18 protein-coding genes and 1 pseudogene are annotated in these 20735 nt (G+C 71.0%); 7 read left to right on the forward strand and 12 right to left on the reverse strand.

Translation table 11 applies throughout. The features are described 5' to 3' along the window. Window positions 1-40: 40 nt before the first annotated feature. On the reverse strand, window positions 41-1630 hold the full coding sequence (locus ACKUU6_RS29470) for an oleate hydratase (RefSeq protein WP_407991599.1): 1590 nt from the start codon (window positions 1628-1630) through the stop codon (window positions 41-43). 256 nt (window positions 1631-1886) lie between these two features. Between ACKUU6_RS29470 and ACKUU6_RS29475 the strand changes: the two genes are divergently transcribed. Continuing rightward, on the forward strand, window positions 1887-2750 hold the full coding sequence (locus tag ACKUU6_RS29475) for a universal stress protein (protein ID WP_407991600.1): 864 nt from the start codon (window positions 1887-1889) through the stop codon (window positions 2748-2750). A 70-nt stretch (window positions 2751-2820) separates the two neighbouring features. On the opposite strand, the gene ACKUU6_RS29480 is transcribed toward ACKUU6_RS29475, so the two are convergent. Continuing rightward, window positions 2821-3678, reverse strand: a complete 858-nt coding sequence (locus tag ACKUU6_RS29480) for a universal stress protein (protein WP_407991601.1) — start codon at window positions 3676-3678, stop codon at window positions 2821-2823. Window positions 3679-3731: 53 nt separating this feature from the next. After that, a complete protein-coding gene (locus ACKUU6_RS29485) occupies window positions 3732-4757 on the reverse strand; it encodes a zinc-dependent alcohol dehydrogenase (RefSeq protein ID WP_407991602.1) in 1026 nt (341 codons plus the stop codon). On the opposite strand from ACKUU6_RS29485, the gene ACKUU6_RS29490 reads away from it, so the two are divergent. Continuing rightward, complete coding sequence (locus ACKUU6_RS29490) at window positions 4756-4956, forward strand: hypothetical protein (protein WP_407991603.1); 201 nt, start codon at window positions 4756-4758, stop codon at window positions 4954-4956. The two genes, ACKUU6_RS29485 and ACKUU6_RS29490, sit on opposite strands and share 2 nt — an antisense overlap. Before the next feature lie 24 nt (window positions 4957-4980). Here the strand turns inward: ACKUU6_RS29490 and ACKUU6_RS29495 are convergent, their stop codons facing one another. The 5 genes from ACKUU6_RS29495 to ACKUU6_RS29515 form a co-directional block, all read right to left on the reverse strand. Further along, a complete protein-coding gene (locus tag ACKUU6_RS29495) occupies window positions 4981-7698 on the reverse strand; it encodes a LuxR C-terminal-related transcriptional regulator (RefSeq protein ID WP_407991604.1) in 2718 nt (905 codons plus the stop codon). Window positions 7699-7876: 178 nt separating this feature from the next. Further along, the gene (locus ACKUU6_RS29500) at window positions 7877-8182 is read right to left on the reverse strand and encodes an SHOCT domain-containing protein (protein WP_407991605.1); all 306 of its coding nucleotides are present in this window, start codon (window positions 8180-8182) and stop codon (window positions 7877-7879) included. Window positions 8183-8232: 50 nt separating this feature from the next. After that, window positions 8233-8658 (reverse strand): DUF6325 family protein, encoded by a 426-nt coding sequence (locus tag ACKUU6_RS29505; RefSeq protein ID WP_407991606.1) that lies wholly within the window; start codon window positions 8656-8658, stop codon window positions 8233-8235. Window positions 8659-8683: 25 nt separating this feature from the next. Continuing rightward, entirely contained in the window at window positions 8684-9091 is a 408-nt protein-coding gene (locus ACKUU6_RS29510; protein WP_407991607.1) for an SHOCT domain-containing protein, read from the reverse strand. 211 nt (window positions 9092-9302) lie between these two features. Continuing rightward, the gene (locus tag ACKUU6_RS29515; RefSeq protein ID WP_407991608.1) at window positions 9303-9539 is read right to left on the reverse strand and encodes a hypothetical protein; all 237 of its coding nucleotides are present in this window, start codon (window positions 9537-9539) and stop codon (window positions 9303-9305) included. 632 nt (window positions 9540-10171) lie between these two features. On the opposite strand from ACKUU6_RS29515, the gene ACKUU6_RS29520 reads away from it, so the two are divergent. Beyond that, window positions 10172-10687, forward strand: coding sequence for a potassium channel family protein (locus tag ACKUU6_RS29520; protein ID WP_407991609.1), 516 nt, complete (start codon window positions 10172-10174; stop codon window positions 10685-10687). Window positions 10688-10933: 246 nt separating this feature from the next. Here the strand turns inward: ACKUU6_RS29520 and ACKUU6_RS29525 are convergent, their stop codons facing one another. Both ACKUU6_RS29525 and ACKUU6_RS29530 read right to left on the reverse strand, forming a co-directional pair. Further along, window positions 10934-11881, reverse strand: coding sequence for a hypothetical protein (locus ACKUU6_RS29525; protein WP_407991610.1), 948 nt, complete (start codon window positions 11879-11881; stop codon window positions 10934-10936). 153 nt (window positions 11882-12034) lie between these two features. Then, window positions 12035-12325: a hypothetical protein gene (locus ACKUU6_RS29530; RefSeq protein ID WP_407991611.1), complete on the reverse strand. Its 291-nt coding sequence runs from the start codon at window positions 12323-12325 to the stop codon at window positions 12035-12037. A gap of 924 nt (window positions 12326-13249) precedes the next feature. On the opposite strand from ACKUU6_RS29530, the gene ACKUU6_RS29535 reads away from it, so the two are divergent. The 4 genes and pseudogenes from ACKUU6_RS29535 (at window position 13250) to ACKUU6_RS29550 (ending at window position 16630) form a co-directional block, all read left to right on the forward strand. Next, a complete protein-coding gene (locus tag ACKUU6_RS29535; protein ID WP_407991544.1) occupies window positions 13250-13681 on the forward strand; it encodes a hypothetical protein in 432 nt (143 codons plus the stop codon). Window positions 13682-13702: 21 nt separating this feature from the next. Continuing rightward, window positions 13703-13916 (forward strand): annotated as a pseudogene (locus ACKUU6_RS29540) (IS5/IS1182 family transposase); the annotation flags it as partial. A 253-nt stretch (window positions 13917-14169) separates the two neighbouring features. Then, window positions 14170-15507, forward strand: coding sequence for a GH1 family beta-glucosidase (locus tag ACKUU6_RS29545; RefSeq protein WP_407991612.1), 1338 nt, complete (start codon window positions 14170-14172; stop codon window positions 15505-15507). A 553-nt stretch (window positions 15508-16060) separates the two neighbouring features. Further along, window positions 16061-16630, forward strand: a complete 570-nt coding sequence (locus ACKUU6_RS29550) for a GNAT family N-acetyltransferase (protein ID WP_407991613.1) — start codon at window positions 16061-16063, stop codon at window positions 16628-16630. Between the two features lie 280 nt (window positions 16631-16910). Here ACKUU6_RS29550 and ACKUU6_RS29555 read toward each other — a convergent pair whose 3' ends face one another. Together ACKUU6_RS29555 and ACKUU6_RS29560 are read right to left on the reverse strand one after the other, a co-directional pair. Next, window positions 16911-18257 (reverse strand): PHB depolymerase family esterase, encoded by a 1347-nt coding sequence (locus tag ACKUU6_RS29555; protein WP_407991614.1) that lies wholly within the window; start codon window positions 18255-18257, stop codon window positions 16911-16913. A gap of 168 nt (window positions 18258-18425) precedes the next feature. After that, complete coding sequence (locus ACKUU6_RS29560) at window positions 18426-20675, reverse strand: MMPL family transporter (RefSeq protein WP_407991615.1); 2250 nt, start codon at window positions 20673-20675, stop codon at window positions 18426-18428. Window positions 20676-20735 lie beyond the last annotated feature (60 nt).

Raw genomic sequence — 20735 nt, forward strand, 5'->3', positions numbered from 1 at the left:
TTCTTGGGGAGTGTGATGGGAGGTCAGGTCTGGTGCCGGGTCAGGCGAACGCGGCCTTCAACGCCTGGAAGGCCGTCCTGGGGTCGGAGAGCGCGTGGTGGACGGGCGGGACGGGGATGTCCAAGCCGAGCAGCGCGTACACGGCGTGCATCGCGCCACGCACGGAGTACTCCACGGTGAAGACCACGTCCTCCGGGATCTCCACGTACTGGCCCAGGAAGGCGAAGTTCCTGGCGCCGTGCGGGATCACCCGCGGCCGGTCGTCGGCCGTCCGCCGCGCGAACTGACTGGTGATGTACGGCATCATCACCGTCGTGACGGTGGTGGTGGCGCGGACCTCGTCGGCGATGTCGTCGAAGCCGAGCTGACCGAGCAGCTCGTCCAGGATCTCCCGGCCGGTCGACTCGGCCATCGTCCTGCCGGTGTGGTCCCCCGGGGTGTCGATGAACAGTCCGTATCCCCACAGGGTGAACACGTCCGCGGGCTGGCCGTCGAAGTGCGGGGGACGCGGAACGACGACGGACAGCAGCCAGTTCGAGTCCTTGAAGGTCATCAGCGCGCCGGTCCCCGGCGCGTTGCCGCTGAACTCCTCGATCCGCTTGAGCAGGACGGGGCTGCGCATCGTCAGGGTGAAGGACTCCCAGGCGGCTTCGGCGAGGTTCCCGTTGAAGACGGCCGGCCGACCGAAGTCGGGGGCCTTGCGGGAGAGCGTCTCCCAGAGCGCCCAGCCGCCGTCGCGCTTGTCCCGCACCAGCTCGGGCACGGTGTCGTCGGCGCCGTAGCAGGCGTCCGCCGTCATCGAGCCCAGGGTGACGAACGCCAGGTCTAGCTCGTCCAGTTCGACGCTCTCCCGCTGGCCGCCGCGCTCCAGGTGCAGCCGCCGCGCCCGGCGGACGCCGTCGGCCTCGGCGAAGTCGACGTCCGTCACCCTGACGCCGTGCTCGATCCGTACCCCGCGCCCGGCCAGCCAGGCGATGAGCGGGCGGACGATCGAGTCGTACTGGTTGAGACGGGTGCGGCGGACGCCGGACAGGGTGTGGATGCGCGGGAACTCCTGGACGAAGCGCAGGAAGTAGCGCTTGAGCTCGATGGCGCTGTGCCAGTTCTGGAAGGCGAAGGTGGTGCGCCACATCGCCCAGAAGTTGGTGGCGAAGAAGTGCTCGGAGAAGAACTCGTCGATCCTGCGGGCGCCGATCACCGACTCCGGCAGTGCCAGCAGCCGGGCCAGCTCGATGCGGTCGTGGGTGTCGAGGCCGAGCCGGGAGGCGTCGAGGATCCGGTGGTCCTTGTCGATCAGCCGGGCCCTGGCCTCGGTCGGAACCTCCTCGTTGAAGTCCAGGATCTCCTGACGGACGCTCAGCTGGTCGTTCTCCAGGGTGGGGATGGTCTCCAGCAGGTTCCACAGGCAGGTGTAGGCCTCCTCCTCCAGCATCCGCCCGCCACGGGTCACGTAGCCGTGGGCGTCGGTGCGCCGTCCGTCCAGGGACCCGCCGGCCAGCGGGAGTTCCTCCAGGATGTGGATGTTCTCGCCCGGGAAGTCGCCGTCGCGCACCAGGAAGGCGGCCGCGGCGAGCGAGGCGATACCGCCGCCGACCAGATAGGCCTTGCGCTCGCGAGTGCTGTCGATCATGTTCCGTCCAGAGGCCGGGAGCCGGCGCCGTGCGGCGCGCCTGCACCGCTCGGCAGGCTCCACCAGCCTCCGCCGGAAGGGGAGTTGCGGGTAAGGGCCGGGCGGCCTCCGGTGTACCGGGACCTTCGGGTCCGCCGTGAGGCTGATCGGCCCCTGGGTCGGGCCGCGCAGGCGGCAGCAGAGTGTCCGGTGACGGCGCACGCGCGAATCCACGCCGCGGCGGGTCGGAACACCGAGACGATGGAGGCCACAGGCCATGAACCAGTCCGTAGTGGTGGGGATCGACGGATCGGCACAGAGCGAGACCGCCGCCCGCTGGGCCGCGGAGGAGGCCCGTCGGAGCGGACGGAGCCTGCGGATGGTCCACGTCGCGGCTGCGGGAGGCGGTGTGCTCCCACCCGCGGGCGAACCGGTGGAACGGCTGCCGGAGCCCGTGGCCGAGATCCGGGACCGGATCGCGGCCGCACTGCCGGAACTGGCGATCTCCTGCGTGCGGGTCACGGGCAGCCCTTCGTACGCCCTGGCCGCCGCGGGGGAGCGGGCGGGCCTGCTGGTCCTCGGCTCCCGAGGGCTCGGCGTCGTCGTCGGCACGCTGGTCGGCTCCGTCGGGCTCCGTACCGCGTCCCACATACGGTGCCCCGTCGTCCTCGTCCGTGACGGTGCCGACGACGGTACGGCCGACACCGCGGGCGAGGTCGTGGTGGGCGTGCAGGGTGACCGGCCATGCGACGCCGTGCTCGCCTTCGCCTTCGACCAGGCGGCCCGGCGCGGGGCCGCTCTGCGGGCGGTGGAAGCCTGGAGGCCCCCGGTCCGGCGGTACGTGACGCAGGCTCAGGTGGAGCAGCCTGCCATCCGGGAGTCACTGGCGGCCGACCGGCTGGTGCACCTCCAGGACGCGCTGGGCCGCTGGCGGGAGAAGTACCCCGAGGTCCCGACGCACGCGGAGGTGGTGGGCGTCGGCGCGGCCGACGCGTTGCAGGCGGCCTCCCGCAAGGCATCCCTGGTCGTGCTGGGCCGACGTGCGCCCGGGCACCCCACGGCCGCGCCTCGCCTGGGGGTGGTGGCTCATGCCGTCCTCCACCACGCCCACTCCCCGGTGGCCGTGGTACCGCACGACTGAGACCGCCGAGCGCCGGGGCCCGGGTCGGACCGACAGTGTCCGACCCGGGCCCCGCCCTGGCGACGTACCGTCAGCCGGCGGGCACCACGGCCACCGGACACGGGGCGTGGTGCAGCACCGCGTGGCTGACCGAGCCGAGCTGCAGCCCGCCGAGGCCGTGTCGCCGCGCCGCCCCGAGCACGAGCACGTCGGCGTCGGCGGCCGCGTCCAGCAGGACCTTGGCCGCGCGGCCCCGACGCGCGTGCCGGTGGACGGTCAGCCCTTCGGCGCCCGGCAGCGCGGCACCGGCCACGAGCCGTTCGGCGAGCTCCTGCGCCGGGGTGTCGGCCAGCAGGACCGACGAGCCCGAGAGGAACGAGTCGCGTTGCCAGGCGTGCACCAAATCCAGTTCCGCCCCCCGCAGCCGTGCCTCGGCGACCGCGAACGCGGCTGCGGCGGCCGCCTCGTCCTGGTCCTCGCTCAGCGCGAGAACCACCCGTCCCACCGGCGCGGACGGCTCGCTGCGCACCACCACCACGGGGTAGGCGGCCCGCGCGGCGACCCGTAGTGCGACCGAGCCGAGCAGCAGCCCCGCGAAGCCTCCGGTACCACGGTGTCCCAGCACCAGGACCGGAGCCAGGTGGCCCAGCCCCAGCAGCGCGGACACGGCCTCCTCCGGGATCACCTCGGTCACGGTCTCCACCGACGGCTGCCGCTCGGTGGCCCTCGCCCGCGCAGCGTCGGCCACATGCCGGACCTCCGTGCGGGCGGACAGCGGTCCGTCCCCGTCCTCGGTCTCCGGCTCGTACCGTTCCCACAGGCTGGCGTGTACCAGCCTGAGCGGCACCTGCCGGCGTGAAGCCTCGTCAGCGGCCCAGTCGACCGCCCGCAGACTCCCGGCCGATCCGTCCACCGCCGCCACCACGCACCTGACCGCCATGTCCGCCATGTCCGCCGCCTCACTCTTCTCGGGTTTCCTGGGACTGCCATCCTGCGGCCGGGTCACCGCAGATCGAAGACGAGACGCGCGGAGACCTTGCCCGCGAGCACCTCCTCGACGGCCGCGTTGATGTCCTCCAGCCGTCGGCTCTCCCGGATCACCCGGGTGCGACCGAGGGCGTGCAGCCGGAACACCTCGGCCAGGTCCTGCCGCATCCCGACGATCGAGCCGACCACCTTGGTGCCGTTCAACACCGTCTCGAATACCGGCAGTTCGAGCCGTCCGTCGGTGGGCAGCGCCACCAGTACCAGCGTGCCGCCCCGGCGCAGCGAGCCGTACGCGGCCCGGAAGCTTTCGTTGCTGACGGCGACCGCGACCGCGACCGCGATCGCCGCGTCGGCGCCGCCCAGTGCCCGTAGCCTGGCCGCGACATCCTCGGTCCTGGCGTCGACCACGTGGTCGACGCCGAGTTCCCTGGCGAGGGCCAGCTTGTCGTCGGTGACGTCCACTCCCACCGTCTCCGCACCGGCCAACCGGGCGTACTGCAGGGCCAGATGGCCCAGTCCGCCGATACCGGAGACCAGTACCCGGGTGCCCGGTCGGGCGCCGGCCAGCTTGACCGTCTTGTAGGTGGTGACACCCGCACAGGTCAGGGGCGCGGCGTCCAGCGGGTCGACGCCGTCCGGGACGGGAACCACGTAGTCACCGTGGGCGAGCGCGTACTCGGCGTGGCTGCCGTCGACCGAGTAGCCGGTGTTGTGCTGGGTGAGGCAGAGGGTCTCCCAGCCCAAGACGCACTGGTCGCAGTGGCCGCACGCGTCGGCCAGCCAGGGGAGGGCGACGCGGTCGCCGACCTGGACGCACCGGACCGAGGCGCCGACCGCGTCGACGATCCCGACTCCCTCATGACCCGGGACGAACGGCAGCGCGGGCCGGACCGGCCAGTCACCCCGCGCGGCATGGATGTCGGTGTGGCACAGCCCGCTGGCCTCGATCCGGACCCGGACCTGGTGCGCGGCGGGCTCCGGCAGCGGGCGGTCCTCGACGGTGATCGGCCCGGTGAACTCCCGGACGACGGTGGCCTTCATGGCCGTCTCCCGGCACGGTCGGGTGGTCCCACAGTGCGAACACCAGGGCGAGTACGAGCAGCACGGCGATGGTCTTACGGTTCTGCTGCTGGTGGCCATCCTGCTCGTCCTGCTCGCCGTCCTGGCGCTGCTCGCCGCGAGCAGCCGGGTCGGCACGCGTGCCGAGCGGGTCGACAAGGGCACCACCTCCATTGGGTGACCCGCGAGGGGCTGGCCGCGCGGGTCAGAGCAGGTGCAGTTCTCTGGCCCGCCGGACGGCCTCTCCACGTCGGGTGGCCGAGAGCTTCCGGTTGATGCTCTTGAGGTGGGACTTGACCGTGTTGACGGACAGGTACAGGTCGGCGGCGATCTCGTCGGTCGACATCAGCTGTGCCGCCCGTTCGAGGACCTCGTGCTCACGATGGGAGAGCGGCTCGACGGGGGCGGCGGGGCCACCGCCCGGCTCCGGTCGGGGCAGATCGGCGTCAAGGCCCGGGGCGAGCCAGTCGTGCCCCTGGACCAGTGCGGCCCGGCTGTGCAGGAGGCGACTCAACCACGGCCCGGCGTCGCGGAACGGACGCCGGAGGAGTTCGGGCCGGGCGCTGGAGAGGGCGCGGGCCACCAGTCGCCTGGCTGCGGCCTCGTCCCCGAGCGCCGTGGCGGTCTGCGCGCGGACCAGCAGGGTTCGTACGGTGACGGCCGGACCGCTGCCGCGGTCGCGAGGGATCGAGTTCAGGATTTCCAGGGCTGTCCTGGTCCTGCCGGAGGCGAGATGCGCCGAAGCCGCAACGGTGGCGCATTCCGGGCTGCCCTGCCCGTGCGCTTCCAGTGTGTGAAGTGCGGCCTCCGGATCTCCGTCGGCCAGGTGCGCTGCCGAGGCTGCCAGGGCGAGGTGGTCGCTGACCCAGGGAGAGCGGGTCCCGGCGGGCGCCGACTCGTTCGTCTCGGCGAGGGAGGCGAGGGCCCCGGGCGGGTCTCCGCCGGCAGTCAGCAACCTGGCACGGACGATGGTCAGCCCCATCGCGACGACGGGATCTTGGCGGCTTGCGGGCGACTCACCTGCGAGGTCGAGGGCCGTCTGCGCCGTGGACAGGCGGTCCCGGTCGATGGCGACGGCGGCCAGGACCAGCTGCCCCACGCCGGTACGGGAAGCCAACGGCCTGCCGAACCGCTCGGCTTCGGACGCCGCTTGCCGGGCCTGGGTCTCCGCCCTGCCCAGCCAGCCACGCAGCAGGTCGATCAGGGCGAGCCGGCACAGTGACTCGTACCTGGGACAGATCGTGGAAGTGCTGTCGGAGACGCCGACAGCGGCCGAGAACGCCGCCTTGGCCGCGTCGAAGCGGCCTTCCCAGAGCAGGGCGGATCCGAGATCGGCTCGCAGCAGGGCGGGCAGTTCCGGGTGCTGCTCCAGGAGCTCGGCGGGGACGACGTGTTCGAGCTTCGCGGCGGCTTCGGCGGCGGCCTGGGCCATGTCTGCGGAGCCGAGCAGCCGGCCCGCCCGAACCCGTAGGAACGCGCAGCTCAGCTGGACGGCCGGGAGATGGGCGGGGTTCCCGTCGCGCAGGTACTTCTCTGCTCTTCGTAGGTGCTCGAGTCCGCTGCCGACGTCGTACCGGGCCAGATCACGTGCCGCACGGATGACCTCCGGGGCGGCACCCGAGGTCTGCGGCTGCATGCCGGAGAAGAGATCGGCCAACCGGTTCGCGTCAAGGCCGGTGAACAACTGCCCGATGGCCAGACTGCCGACGAACTGAGCCGCCGCGAACGCCCAGTCGCCGGCGGCGGCGGCCTGGGGGAGCGCCTCTGAGAGTTGACCCGCTCCGGACAGCCACCGGGCCGCCCGGCGGTGCAGTTCCGGTTCGAGGCCCGGGTGCCGGGCGCGCAGATGCATCCGGAGAATCTCCGTGAAGAGGGGATGCTGCCGGTACCACGAGTGGCCGACGGGCTCGACGAACGCGTTGACGCGGTGCAGCTGGGAGAGGATGCGTTCGGCGTCCTGCCGTCCGGTGAGGGCGTTCGCCAGGTCGGGGTTGGTCCGATCCAGAATGCTCGTCCGCAGCAGGAGATCCTGGGTCTCGACAGGTTGGGCATCGAGCACCTCGGCCAACAGGAAGTCGGCGATCGCGCTGCGATCCGCCTCCAACTCCTCGAGGAACGTCTCCGGGGTGGCGGCGCCCTGGGCGGCGAGGGCGGACAGCCGGATTCCGGCCGCCCAGCCCGCCGTCCGTTCGGTCAGCGCGCGAGCGCTTCCGTCGGGCAGTGACAGCCCGTGCCGACGGAGCAGCTCTGCCGTCTCCTCCGGGGTGAAGGCAAGGTCCGCGCGGCGGATCTCGGTGATCTCGCCGGCGGCGCGGTACCGGTGGATCGGCAGCAGCGGCTCGGTGCGGCTGATCAGGACGAGCCGGAGACCTGGAGCGGCGTGGCGGAGCATGGCATGCAGCTCGGACGCCACCTCTGCCGAGGACACCCGCTCGAACTCGTCCAGGACAAGCAGCCTCGGAACGTCCTCCCCGCTCAGACGGAATGCCAGCCGGGCGAGCAGGGACGGGTCCACCTCGTCCGAGCCGGAGGGGCTGCCGATGTCGTGCGGCAGCGTCATGCCGTGATGGCGGAACGCTGCGAGCACGTTCGTCCAGAAGACGCCGGGTGCGTTGTCCTCCCGGTCCAAGGTCAGCCAGACAGCCTGCACCGGGGTTGGTGCCGAGCTGACCCAGTCAGCGACCAGCAGCGTCTTTCCGGCGCCGGCCGGGCCGTTCACCAGGACCAGCGGGCAGTCCCGCGCGCCCTCCGAAAGCTTCTCGACGAGCCGCGGCCTGCAGACGAAACTCTTCGGGAGCGCAGGCACCGCGAAGCGGGCCGCCAGAACCGGGTCGCCGTTCGGCATCTGGGCCGGTGGCCGCGAGGTCTGCTGCTGCCGCCCGGTCGAAACGGGTACCGAGGAATGTGCGGAGCTGTGGGGCATGGTGCTCCCCGTGAGGAGTCGAGAGTGCTTGGGTGCGTACTCAGTTCGACCTTCACCCGATCGGTCGAGTGCCGCAACCGGCCGGGTCGTTTCGGTGGCGGAACGTCGCGGCACCGCCTCGGAGAGTGAGGCGGTGCCGCGTCTGGGTGGAGCGTCGACCACCCTGTGACCGGTCGGTTCACAGATTCAGTAGGTGCGCCTTGGCTGCGGCGAACTCGTCCTCGGAGAGTGCTCCCTGGTCACGGAGGTGAGCCAGCCGCTCCAGCTTGCCGATGGTGTCTTCGTCCGGGGCGCTCGGTGGCGCCGGTGCTGCGGGCTGCACCGGGGGCGGGGCCGCAACCGCCTGATCGGCGGCCGCCCTCTCGGCCTGGCGCCTGGCGACGCGTCCTGAGACAGCTGTTGCGGTGCCCGCGACCACCGCAGTACGGGCTGCCGTGCCGACCAGACCTGGACGACCGGCTCGGACCAACGGACGACCCAACATGCTTCCTTCTCCCATCGATCACGTGGTTCAGGGGATCTCGTGAATGCGTGTCATGCCGTGACGGCGGCCTCCAGTGCCATCGCCACGACCGGTGCCGGTACCCGCTCATGAGCCACCAACAGGCCGCCCGCCCGCTGGATCGCACCGGTGATGTGGGCCGCCCAGGTGTTCTCCCACGCGATCACGGCGGCTGAGGAGTCCGGGTCGAGTTCCTGGGCGATCAGGTCCAGGTCCTCCGCGCTGAAGAGCCCTCCGACCTCGCCTTCGACCTCCTCGAAGACCGACGCCTCGTCGGGGTCCAGGGCCTGCAACTCGACGTGACTGACGGTGCCGTTCGCGTCCTTCTTGACGAAGGTGAGGTCGAGAATCCGGACTGTGCCGTTATCCACGAGTCGCCGCAGCTCCGGCGCGATCTCACCCTTGAACCGGTTGCCGGGGAAGGCGATGACGACGTATTCGACCGGGCCGATATCCATGGAGCAGCTCCATCCCCGAGCGTCCTCAGGCCAGAATCTTGGCCTTGGCCTGCTCGTACTCGTCGTTTGTGAGGTGGCCCTGTGCCTTGAGGTCGGCAAGCTGGGCGAGGTCGTCACTGGTGTTGGGGGCCGCGGCCTCCCGGACGTAGGAGCGGAACTCCTCGTCGCGCTTTCGGGCCTGCCGCACGTCGCGCTCTCCCATTCCACGGCCTCGGGCGACCACGTAGACGAAGACACCGAGGAACGGCAGGACACACGCGAAGACCAGCCAGCCGGTCTTGCCCCAGCCGCTCAGGGAGTCGTCGCGGAAGATGTCGGAGATGACCCGGAAGAGCAGCATGAACCAGAGAATCCAGAGGAAGAGGAGGCACATCGTCCAGAACGCGTTGAGCAGCGGATAGTCCACGGCCAGGTCCTGCAGTGCGAGGTCCATCGTCGATCTCCCATCTCGGTTTCGGACGCGAAGCTCGGAACTCCACCGTGGAGCCGCGACGGCGTGCGGCGCACCACCCGAACAGGGTGAAACCGTCGCTTCCGGGCGAACCTGGGGTGGTGCGGTGGTGGGAGTCCGGCAGCCGCGCCACCTGTCGGTCGGGTCAGGCGCGGGCTGCGGCCGCGGCTGCGGGCTGGTCGGTCTCGCCGTGTCAGGTGGGCCAGCCGAGGAGGCGGGGGCGTTCGGTGACCCAGGCTCGGGTGTCGGTGCCGATCTCGGCGGTGATGAGGTTCTCCAGGAGGGTGCGGTACCGGGCGACGAGGAAGCCGCGCTTGTTCCAGTCGGGGCGCAGCTGTCCGGCCTGGACCCGCTGGGGTGCCTCCGGGTCGGCGAACTCGAACCAGAAGCCGGCGTCCAGGGCCAGGACGGATTCCACGGCGGTGAGCAAGCCGTCGCGGATGGTGCCGCCGTCGAAGCACGCCGGTGAGGGAGCGGGCCCTTGAGCGCGGGTGGCGGGTGGCGGTATCGGACGGGTGGACGCCGACCATCTCCAGCAGGGTCGGGGCGATGTCGACCGCGGCGGCGAGTGCCTCGGCCGCATAATGCTCGGCGTCCTGACGGTCGGTCCGCGCTATTCGGAGCTGCAGCTGCACGACCGCTCGGCATCGATGCCAGCCTCTTTCCGTGATCCAAGGCAACAGCACGGGTGGCGGATGAAGTGGAGCCGGGGTTCTCGATGGTCCACTGCGACCTGGTGAGCCGACTCAGGCGCTGGGGTGAGGCTTTCTGGGGGGCCACGTGTCCTATAGCAATGCTGTGGCCGGTCGTGTGCCGGAGGTCGAGCAAGGATGCCGACTGGCTGGTGGAATGGGCGGGGACACACCGGCCCGTGGTTGGGGTAAAGCGGGCCGGAGTCCGCATGCTGGCTTTCATGAGGATCGACGGGCTGTTGCTGTGGACCGGTGGCTGATGGGGACGGGGGTGAGGGGACCGTCGCGGTCCGAGGGGACCGGACGCGGGCGCCGCGTTGTTCTGCTGTGGGCTCTGACGCGGTCGTTGCTGACTGCGGCCGTTCTGGTGGTGGCGTACTTCCTGCTGCCGCTGGACCAGTCTTTCGGGGTCGCGACGGCGGTCGGTCTCCTTGGCGGACTGGTTGTGGTGTGCGCTCTCGTCGTGTGGCAGACGCGGTCGATCGTTCGATCTCCGTACCCGCGGCTCAAAGGGATCGAGGCGTTGGCCACGAGCGTTCCGCTGTTCATTCTTCTGTTCGCGGCCGCCTATTACCTCATGGCGCGGAGCGAGTCCGGATCGTTCACTCAGCCGCTGACGCGGGTGGATGCCGTGTACTTCACGGTGACGGTGTTCTCCACCGTGGGCTTCGGCGACATTGTTCCCACGGAGGAGGTGGCCCGGGTGCTGGTCGTTCTGCAGATGCTCGGGGACCTGGTGTTCGTCGGCATCGCCGCACGCGTGATTCTGGGTGCCGTCAACGTAGGACTCGACCGGCGCAGCCGGCCTGCCTTCTCCGGCGTCGTCCCGCCTCCCGGCGTTGCGGGCACCGACGGCGGTACCGGCGGACCGGATTCCTCGGGCTGACGGCCCGGAAGCGGGCCGTGGACCCGTCGCGTCACGAGGCGGGCGCCCAGGCCGGTCCAGGAGTCGAGGCCGGTGATGATGAGGGAGCCGATGCCGACGGTGGTGAGCAGGGTGGGTACCAGGACGACGTCGAGCATCGGGCCGGGCAGGCCGGAGGACGTGGACAGGGCGCTGGTCTTGATCCCGTCGGCTGCCCCGACGGAGGCAGGGAACGGGAGGTTCGATCGCGACAGACCGGGCAGCGGGTCAGTCCGTCGACCCGCGCCGGCGCCGTAGGTACCAGATCGTGCCGACCGCGGTCGACGAGGTGACCAGCACGATCGCGAGCAGCGGGTACCGGCCGCCCGCGAGCTTGGCGCCGGTGGCGACCACGAGGACCACCGCGCCGATCGGCACCAGCAGTGAGAGCAGCGTCCTGAGGGTGCCGGCGACCTGTGCGGGCCGGGCCCGGCCGGCCCGGGTCGGCCGGGTCGGCCGAGACGGCCAGGCGGTGGCCTCGCCCCGGTAGTACGCCCAGGCCCGCTCCCCGAGCTCCTGGCCCGCCCGGTGGTAGGAGTAGCCGAGGTAGGGCAGCCAGACCAGCGGGGCGATCAGGCCGATCAGAAACACCCCACCGAGCAGGACCCACTGCCCGACGCGGACGGCGGTCGACACCGGGCGCCCCTCGGGCGTCACCACGCCGAGCAGATGGGCCATCCGCTTCACGACCCGCCACAGGGCGGTGATACGGCCGGGAGGAGCGTCGGGCCGCGCCGCGGCGGCGGCCTCCAGTGCGGCGGCGGCCTCCTCCTCATCCCCATACACGCCCTGGATCACCAGCAGCTCCGCCGCCCGCGCGCCTTCGGTGGGCTCCCGCCCTGTCACCGCTGCGAGTTCCAGCATCATTCGGCTCTGGGTGAGCAGCGCGGTGCAGAACGCGAACGGGACGAGGACCGTGAACGGGCCGCCCACGCACGCGCCCTCGCTCTCGCTGACCCGGCGCCCCCGGGTGATCACCATTGCGGACAGTTCGGCGTCACCGGCCCCGGGGTGCTCTTCGCGTGCGCGGGCGACCGCGGTGGCGGCGCGCTGCCCGAGATGGTGGACGGCGAAGTTGGCCAGGAGTTCGGGCAGGTGGCCGGGGTCGGCCAGGGCCGCGCGTAGCACGAAGCGGGACAGCGCGGACGCCGGGGCGTCGACGGGGGGATCCTCCACAGCCCCAGCCTCTCACCACGGCCCCTGATTCGGGGCGCCGACTCGTCGCCCGCAGCCCGTCGTCCCAGCGGGTTGCAGGTGGCGATGAGGCGTCCTGCGGCGGTGCTCGTCGACATCCCGGGACCTGGTCCTCGTTCTCTGCGCCCGCCTGCCTCAGGTGGTGGGCCGGGCCGTGACGTTGAGGATCTCCTTCACCATCTCTCCGGTGTCGGCGACGAGGCGGTAGATGGCCCCGCTCGCCAGGACGAGGGCGCTGAAGAGGATCCAACCTCCGGGCCCGCTGTTCACCTCGATACCCGGGTCGCCGTCGCCACTCGGCTCGGCTGCCGGCCTCACCGCCGCCCTGGCGATGTGTGCCGCTCCGGCCACGGCGTGGGCGGCTCCAGCCAACGCCGAGCCGCTCACGCCTATGGCAAACCACTCTGCTCGGCTGATCTCGTCCATCGTTATCACTGTCCTCGGCCAGTCGGCGCAGGTGGAGAGCGCCTCACTTTCACCTCCATCCTCTGTGTGGCCCGCTGTCGGCCACCAGTGCACCTCGGAGCACTTCAGTGGGGTCATTGGACCCAGCCGGAACGTGCCGAAAGGCATGGTCGGTCGCGCCGTTCCGCCTCCGCCCCCGGCGCCGCGTCGACCCGCTACGTTCAGTGTGTTTGGGCAACCCTGCAGCAGATCGGCAGGTCCAGCCGCACCGAGGCTTCGATCGTGCCCAGCCGTCGTGCTGGATCGAGCGCTGCCCGAGCATCGCGTAGAACTGGGTCTGCTGCCGGGGGCGGCGGGGTCGGTGAGCGAGGAGGCGAGGCTCTCGCCCTCGAGCGGGCTCTGCGGATGTCCCTTGATGACCTCGGGCGACTCGATGCCGAGCAGGTCGTAGAGGCTACGATCGGCGCGATCGCCACCAGGACGTCCTGCAGTTGAGCAGCGGTCATGTGCTCCTGCGTCGTCGACCGCTGGTGCGTCCATCGCCGCCAGCGCGGCGATCCGCGTGAGGACCAGGATGTCCGGAGCCAGACCGCACCGTTCGAGCGAGTCGGCTGTCTGTCATGGCGATGAGGGTGTCGAGAACGGGCGTCTCGGAGGTGGTGGCATCTGTCGTCTCCCTTGGTGTGGGCGCGGTCTGCGCTGCGGTCCGACGTAGGCACCTGCCGAGCTGGTCGCACGGTCAGTGGCCGCCCGAGTGGACGGTCCAGGGCCCTGTCTGACAGCAAGTGACCGGTTGCGGCTGCCCATTGCCTCCTGGGCCGGGGCGTGCGGAGCCGCTGACAGGTGTGAGTAGCAGCCTTGCGGAGGTCGTGGGACGTTGGTGAAGGGGGTCGTTCCCCGCATCCCGCGGGTACGGGTAACAGTTCAACTCCCGAGGAGCCGAACATGGCCAGCAACGTCAGCGGAGCGCCCGCGGGTGCTCCCGTCAGCCGGAAGCACTTCGCCACCGGCTGGACCGTCTTCGCGGCCTGCATGATGATCTTCGGCGGAACGATGGCCATCTTCGAGGGCATCGGCGCCATCGTCAACGACGAGCGTTACGTCATCACCGGGAACTACGTCTACAAGTTCGACGTCACCGGCTGGGGCTGGCTGCACCTCATTCTCGGCATCGTGATCGTGGTGGCGGGTTTCCTGCTCTTCACCGGTGCGATGTGGGCACGGATCCTCGGTGTGATCGCCGCAGGGCTGAACATGATCACCAATTTCCTGTGGTTGCCCTACTACCCGTTCTGGGCCATCGTCATGATCGCCATCGACATCTTCATCATCTGGGCGCTGACGGCTGGAACCCACCGACAGGAAACCGGGCTGTAGAGCCGCAGCAGCCGGTCCGAGCGACACCGGCCCGACCACGTCATCGCCACAAGGGCTACAGCTCCCAAAAGACGCCTGTCTGCGACGGCGCGGCATCGCGCACACGATCCCCGAACGCGTCGACCAAGCCCTCGGCCGCCTCGACCGGGGCGCGCAAGGCGGCCGGCCACCCGGTTTCGACCGGAAGATGTACCGTCTCCGCAACGTGGTCGAACGATGCTTCAACCGGCTGAAGCACAGGCCGGCTCGGCTTTCCCCATCGGCTCGGCCATGCTGCGGGCCGGCGTTGGTCGTGTCCAACGAGCCATCACCCGAGCGGACATGCGATCCGCCTCTCCTGGCCTTCGGGTGTCGGCTCCGCAGGCGAGGAAGGCTTGCGGCTGGTGAGCCTGGGGACTGCGTCTGGTGTTTCGGTGGCGGCGCACTAATATGAGCATCGCTCATGTTTATGTGTTCTCGTCCATCGTCATCGAGCAGGGAGTCAGGCTGTGCCGAAGCGACTCGACCTACCGGCGGGCTTCCGCTGGGGAGCCTCCACCGCCGCCTACCAGATCGAAGGCGCCGTGGAGGAGGGCGGACGCGGCCCGTCCATCTGGGATGTCTTCGCCGCCCGCCCCGGCGCCGTTCGGGACGGGCAGACCGGGGCGGTGGCCTGCGACCACTACCACCGCTGGCCCGAGGACGTCGCTCTGATGCGCGGCCTCGGCCTGGACGGCTACCGGTTCTCGATCGCCTGGCCGCGCATCCAGCCGACCGGGGCCGGCCCGGTCAACCAGGAGGGGCTCGCCTTCTACGACCGCCTGGTGGACGCGCTGTTGGAGGCCGGCATCACCCCGCTGCCGACGCTCTTCCACTGGGACCTTCCGCAGGCCCTGGAGGAGACCGGCGGCTGGCTGGACCGCGACACCGCGTACCGGTTCGCCGAGTACACGGCCGCCGTCGTCGACCGGCTCGGCGACCGCGTACCCGCCTGGATCACGCTCAACGAGCCCTTCGTGCATATGGTTTACGGCTACGCGCTCGGCATCCACGCGCCCGGCCGGGCCCTGATGCTCGACGCGCTGCCCGCCGCGCACCACCAACTGCTGGGCCACGGGCTGGCAGCCGCGCTGATGCGCGAGCGCGGACTGGAGGTGCTGATCGCCAACAACCTCACGCCGGTGCGGGCTGCCTCCGACGCGCCCGCCGACCTCGCCGCCGCCGAGGCGTACGACGCCCTCCACAACCGCCTCTTCACGGATCCCCTGCTCCTGGGCCGCTACCCCGACCTCTCCGCCTTCGGCGTCAGCGAGGACCTCGGCGGTGCGGTACGCCCCGGCGACCTCAAGCTCATCGCCGGCCCCGGTCTCGACGGACTCGGCGTCAACTACTACAACCCCACCCGCATCGCCGCGCCCACCGACCCCGGCCTCCCCTTCGCCGAAGCCCCGATCGAGGACGTTCCCCGCACCGCCTTCGGCTGGCCGGTCGTCCCGGACGGACTGCGCGAACTCCTCACCGGGCTGCGAACCCGCTACGGCGCCGCCCTGCCGCCCGTCACCGTCACCGAGAACGGCTGCTCCTACGGCGAGGAGCTGGACGACCAGGAGCGGATCGCCTACCTGGACGGCCACCTCCGCGCGGTCGAGGCGGCGGTGGCGGAGGGGGTCGACGTACGGGGCTACTTCACCTGGTCACTGCTGGACAACTTCGAGTGGGCCGAAGGGTTGACTCAGAGATTCGGCCTCGTGCACGTCGACTTCACCACGCAGCGCCGTACCCCGAAGGCCTCGTACGCCTGGTATCGCCAGCTGATCGCGGCCCATCGGGCTCGGCAAGCGAGGTAGCCCGGGGACGGCGACCCGGATCGGCATCGCCCGACAGACAGGAGACGGAGACTCCGGCCGCACCAAACGACCGCCACGGCTGGATCCGTACAGGCCCGATCGACCGGCGAGGGTCCGCTGTGCGTCCCCCTGGAGCGCCCGGGCGTGCGAACCGTATCGCCGCGTTGCCCTGCGGGAGTCCGTCGGTGATGTGCGTGGTGCCCTGCGCTCCTACGCCCGTGCCGTGGCCGGCCACCCGCTGCCGTGACCCCGCGGCAGCGGACCGGCTCCACGTCGCCGTCCGCAGCCGCGCACCGGGGCGGCTGACTGAGGATCGCCCCCGGCGCTGCACCTGCCGCGTCCGGGGATCGAGCAGCCAGAGCCGGGGCTCTGTTGGAGCATCAGTGGTCGGGATCGATCCCGCGTTCCGGCTGCTGAACTCGGGCAGCGACAGCGGCGGGTCGGCCATGACGTGAAGGCGGCCCTGCCATGCCGCTCCTCCCGCACCCCACCGGTGACGGACGCGGTCCGAAAACGGTTGGACCGTCAGATCCGCCTCGGCCATGATCCCCACGTGACCACCTACCTCGAGTCCGAGCGCCTGACCCTGCGCCCTTTCGCCGCCGCCGACACGGATCTGCTGGTCGAGCTGGACAGCGACTCGGCGGTGATGCGCTACCTGACCGGCGGCGCTCCGACTCCTCCGGAGGAGATCCGCGACCTCGCCATCCCCAGCATCCTCGCCGGCTACGAGCGCTGGGATCACGAGCTCGGCCTGTTCGCCGCGCACGAGAAGGACGGCGGCGCGTTCGTCGGCTGGTTCTGCCTGCGGCCGCTCCGCAGCGGCCCTCGGGAGGAGGCCGAACTCGGCTACCGCCTGCGCCGTGCGGCCTGGGGTCGGGGCTACGCTACGGAGGTCTCGCAGGCGCTGCTGGCGAAGGGGTTCGCCGAGCTCGGGATCCGCATGGTCTGGGCGGAGACGATGACCGTGAACCGCCCTTCCCGCAACGTCATGGAGAAGCTCGGGATGACGCTCACGGAGAGCATCGCCACGCCGGACGACATGATGGCGGTCGAGGGTTCCGAACACGGGGGTGTGCGGTACGAGATCACCAAGGAGCAGTGGGAGCGGCGGCAGGCGTAGGCAGCGCGAGGCGTGGCGGTGATCGCCGCTGCGAGGCCGATGCAGGCCCGAAGCGTCGTCTGGTGTTCGTCGATCGGGTGCTGGTCACGCTGGGGCACTTGCGACACGGTCTTCCGCACTCGGCCCTGGCTGTGCTGTCAGGAGCGTTCGTGTCCGGCGAGCGCGGGTCGGGCGCCTGGTATCGGGACCTGATCGCCGCTCACTGCGGCGTCGCGTCAAGGTGGTTGCTCCTCGGTGGGGTCGGCGTGTCTCGTCGGCCCCACCGAGGAGCACAGAAGGATCAGCCCAGCTTCCACTGCTGGTTCTTGCCGCCGCTGCACGTCCAGAGTTGGACGGGCGTGCCGTCGGTGGTGCCCAGGCCGGCCACGTCCAGGCAGAGGCCCGACTGGACTCCGGTGATGGTGCCGTTGGAGTTCAGCTGCCACTGCTGGTTGGCCTGGCCGTTGCAGGACCAGACGATCGCTTTGGTGCCGGCGGTCGTGCCGTGTGCGTTGGCGTCGAGGCACAGGGTGGTGCCGCCCACGGTGACGGTCAGTTGGTTCGCCGCGGTGCGGGTCCAGGTCTGGTTGGCGGCGCCGTTGCAGGTGTAGATCTGCTGCTGGGTGCCGAGCGCGGTGTTGGCGTCGGTCAGGCACTTGCCCGCGTCCACCGCGCGCAGGGCGCCGGTCGAGCCGCCGCCGGAGGAGGTCGTGTCGAGGCCCATGAAGTGGATCGCGTAGGCGGCCATCGGGGTGCCCTGGACCGGGAGTTGGTGGCCGAACCCGGCCATGCTGTAGGCCTCGACCTGGGTGCCGGCGCTGTTGTTGTAGCGCGTACGGGTCCAGTTGGCCACGGGGGTGTCGGTGGTCGTCGGCGTCTGGCTCACGCCGAGGACGTCGGTCCACTGCTTGATCTCTTCGCCGAGGTTGTTGTGGTTCAGGATGGTGTCGGCGGTTCCGTGCCACAGCTGCACGCGCGGACGCGGACCGGTGTAGCCGGGGTAGCCCGAGGTGCGCACCAGACCGCCCCACTGCTGCGGGGTCTTGGAGACCTGGCCCTGTGCGCAGGCCGAGTTCCAGCCGCGTACCGAGCCGGTGTAGAAGCAGCGGTAGGGCACGCCCATGAACGCCGCGCCCGCCTTGAACACGTCCGGGTAGTCGGCGAGCATCACGTTCGTCATCATCCCGCCGGACGACTCGCCGGTCACGTACACGGCGTTGGCGTTGCCGCCGTAGTGCTGCTCCGTGTAGGTGATCATCGACATCAGCCCGACCGGGTCGCTGCCGCCGTTGCGGGTCAGCGCCTGGTCGGAGGAGACGTCCCAGCAGCTTCCGCTGGGGTTGGTCGAGGGGTAGATGACGAGGAAGCCGTACTGGTCGGCCAGGGACGCGAAGTCGGTACTCGAGTGCATGTAGGGGCCGGTGCCCTGACAGCCGTGCATGGCCAGCAGGATCGGGGGATTGGCCCTGACGTTGGCCGGCACGTAGAGGTGCATGAGCAGACCGGTCGGGTTGGTGCCGAAGTTGGTGATCTGCGTCAGCGAGGCCGCGGTGGCCTGGGGGGCGGCCTGGAGGCTCAGCCCGACCGCGAGGCCGACCGCGGCAACTATGCCCAAGAGGCGGGACTTGAGGGAGCGGGATCGAAACATGGGGGCGTCTCTCCGTCCGGATTTGTAATGTGCGTGAATTATTCCGATGACATCACCGGAAGACAACACCGGCGACACGCACTGGTACATGTGACGCCCCATCACGGTCCGGCGGCAGCAAGCCGGGTGTGATCCGCAGGCTGCGGATCACACCCGGCTTCGGTACCGCTAGCCGACCGTCGCCGGCGAGCGGGTCGCCGTAGCGGCGGTCGCCGGCTGGTAGAACTCGGTGTGCCCCTCGACGTGGAGCTGGGGCAGGCGACGGTCCAGCCAGGCCGGCAGCCACCAGTTGCCGCGCCCGAGCAGGTGCATCACGGCTGGTACCAGCAGCAGCCGGACCAGCGTGGCGTCGATCAGGATGGCCGACCCCATGCCGACCCCGATCACCTTGATCGGGAGGTCGGGGGAGGGGACGAAGGCCGCGAACACGGCGACCATGATGGCCGCCGCCGCGGTGATCACCCGGGCGGTGCCCGCCAGCCCGCTGACGATGGACTCGGCGTTGTCGCCCGAGCGCAGCCAGGCCTCGCGCATCCGGCTGACCAGGAACACCTCGTAGTCCATCGAGAGGCCGAACAGGACGGCGAAGGTCAGTACGGGCACGAAGGCGGGCAGCGGGGTGGGGTTGTCGATGCCGATCAGCCGCCCGGCCGTGCCGCCCTGGAGGACCAGGGCGACCACGCCGTACGCCGCCCCGACGGAGAGCAGGTTCATCACGGCGGCCTTGAGCGCGACCGCCAGACTGCGGAAGGCCACCAGCAGCAGGAGCATCGACACTGTGACCACGCCGCCGACGAGCAGCGGGATGCGGCCGGCGATGTTGTCCGTGCTGTCGATCGCGCTCGCGGTCGCCCCGCCGACGTGCACCGGGACCCCGGGGCCGGTGGCGGCCGGGATGACGTGGTCGCGGAGGTCGCGGACCAGGGTCTTGGTGGCCGTGCTCTGCGGACCGCTGACCGGAACGACGGTCAGCAGCAGCGAACGGCCGTCGGCGGCGGGCACCGGAGGGGTGACGGCCGCGACACCGGGTGCCGCCCGCAGCGCGGTGGGCAGCGTGGACGCGAGGTCGGCGGGGGCGCCCGGCGGCAGTTCGGCGACCAGGAGCAGCGGTCCGTTGCTGCCCGGTCCGAAGCCGGCGGCCACCGCGTCGTACGCCTGCCGGTTGGAGCGCCCGGCCGGGTCGTTCCCCGCGTCGGGGAAGCCGAAGCGTACGCCGAGGAAGGGTGCCGCCAGCGCCAGCAGTACGACCACGCCGGTGACGGCGCCGAGGACGCGGTGGCGTTCGACCAGCCTGCTCCAGCGCAGCCAGCCGGTGGGCACCGTGCTCTCCGCCTGGGTGGTGCGGCGCCGGGGGAGCGGCAGCCGCAGGCGCTCGATGTGCCGGCCGAAGTAGCCGAGCAGGGCGGGGAAGAGGGTGATGGACGCGGCGATCACGATCAGTACGGAGAGGATGGCAGCGACTGCGGCACCGCGCATGAACGACAGGCCCATCGCGAACAGCCCGAGCATGCTGACCACCACGGTCATCCCGGCGACCACGACCGCACGGCCCGCGGTGTCCAGGGCGGCGACCGTGGCGGCCTCGGGGGCCAGCCCCTCGGCGCGCCACTCGCGGAACCGGGTGACCAGGAGCAGCGCGTAGTCGATGCCGATGCCGATGCCGAGCATCGCGGCGAGCGAGGTCGACCAGTCCGGGACCGGCATGACCGCCGCCAGGACCGGCAGCAGCGTGCTGCTGACGGCGAGCCCGCCGAGCGCGGTCAGCAGCGGCAGGCCGGCGGCCACCACCGAGCCGAAGGTGAGCACCAGGATCAGCGTGGCCGCCGCCACGCCGATGCCCTCCGAGCCGATCGAGCCCTGCTCGGCCTGCTGGACCGACATGCCCCCGAGGTGGACGTGCAGTCCGCCGTCGGCCGTGCGGGCGAGGTCGAGCAGGCGGTGGGTGTCCGCCTTGGGCATGTCGGGGGCGTTGGCGACATCGAGGTGGATCTGTCCGAGGGCGGTGCGGCCGTCGGCCGCCACTCTGCCGCGCGGGCCGTACGGGTCGTCGATGCCCTTGACGTGCGGCACCTCGGCCATCTTGGCGAGCAGGCCCTGGACCTGGGTGCGGGTCGCGGCGTCCGTCACGCTGCCGTCGGAGGCGAGCACCAGGCTGATCGCATCGCCGCCGAGCCCGGGGAAGTCCCGCGCCAGCAGCTGCTGGGCCTGCTTGGAGTCCGAGCCTGGTGCGCTGTAGTCCGCGCTGTACTTCCCGCTGAGGCCGGCCGAGAGTCCGAAGGCCACGACGGCGGCGAGCAGCCAGAGCAGCACCGTGCGGCCCCGGTTCCGGAAGCTCCAGCCGGCTATTCGGCCGAGCGGGCCGGGTCTGTCGGGTAGTCCGGTGGCTGCCCGCCGGTCGGCGTGCGGTCCCTGGGCCATGACGTCCTCCGTATGTGGTGAGGCGCTCCGCCCCGGGAAGGCGTTACGCTTCATAACGCT

The sequence above is a fragment of the Kitasatospora sp. CMC57 genome (assembly GCF_045866025.2).
Taxonomy (GTDB): domain Bacteria; phylum Actinomycetota; class Actinomycetes; order Streptomycetales; family Streptomycetaceae; genus Kitasatospora.

What these genes read in the sequence shown, in the direction of transcription:
- ACKUU6_RS29470 (WP_407991599.1), bottom strand. Translation starts at nt 1,630, where the DNA reads ATGATCGACAGCACTCGCGAGCGCAAGGCCTATCTGGTCGGCGGCGGT.
- ACKUU6_RS29475 (WP_407991600.1), top strand. Translation starts at nt 1,887, where the DNA reads ATGAACCAGTCCGTAGTGGTGGGGATCGACGGATCGGCACAGAGCGAG.
- ACKUU6_RS29480 (WP_407991601.1), bottom strand. Translation starts at nt 3,678, where the DNA reads ATGGCGGACATGGCGGTCAGGTGCGTGGTGGCGGCGGTGGACGGATCG.
- ACKUU6_RS29490 (WP_407991603.1), top strand. Translation starts at nt 4,756, where the DNA reads ATGGCCGTCTCCCGGCACGGTCGGGTGGTCCCACAGTGCGAACACCAG.
- ACKUU6_RS29485 (WP_407991602.1), bottom strand. Translation starts at nt 4,757, where the DNA reads ATGAAGGCCACCGTCGTCCGGGAGTTCACCGGGCCGATCACCGTCGAG.
- ACKUU6_RS29495 (WP_407991604.1), bottom strand. Translation starts at nt 7,698, where the DNA reads ATGCCCCACAGCTCCGCACATTCCTCGGTACCCGTTTCGACCGGGCGG.
- ACKUU6_RS29500 (WP_407991605.1), bottom strand. Translation starts at nt 8,182, where the DNA reads ATGTTGGGTCGTCCGTTGGTCCGAGCCGGTCGTCCAGGTCTGGTCGGC.
- ACKUU6_RS29505 (WP_407991606.1), bottom strand. Translation starts at nt 8,658, where the DNA reads ATGGATATCGGCCCGGTCGAATACGTCGTCATCGCCTTCCCCGGCAAC.
- ACKUU6_RS29510 (WP_407991607.1), bottom strand. Translation starts at nt 9,091, where the DNA reads ATGGACCTCGCACTGCAGGACCTGGCCGTGGACTATCCGCTGCTCAAC.
- ACKUU6_RS29530 (WP_407991611.1), bottom strand. Translation starts at nt 12,325, where the DNA reads ATGGACGAGATCAGCCGAGCAGAGTGGTTTGCCATAGGCGTGAGCGGC.
- ACKUU6_RS29535 (WP_407991544.1), top strand. Translation starts at nt 13,250, where the DNA reads ATGGCCAGCAACGTCAGCGGAGCGCCCGCGGGTGCTCCCGTCAGCCGG.
- ACKUU6_RS29555 (WP_407991614.1), bottom strand. Translation starts at nt 18,257, where the DNA reads ATGTTTCGATCCCGCTCCCTCAAGTCCCGCCTCTTGGGCATAGTTGCC.
- ACKUU6_RS29560 (WP_407991615.1), bottom strand. Translation starts at nt 20,675, where the DNA reads ATGGCCCAGGGACCGCACGCCGACCGGCGGGCAGCCACCGGACTACCC.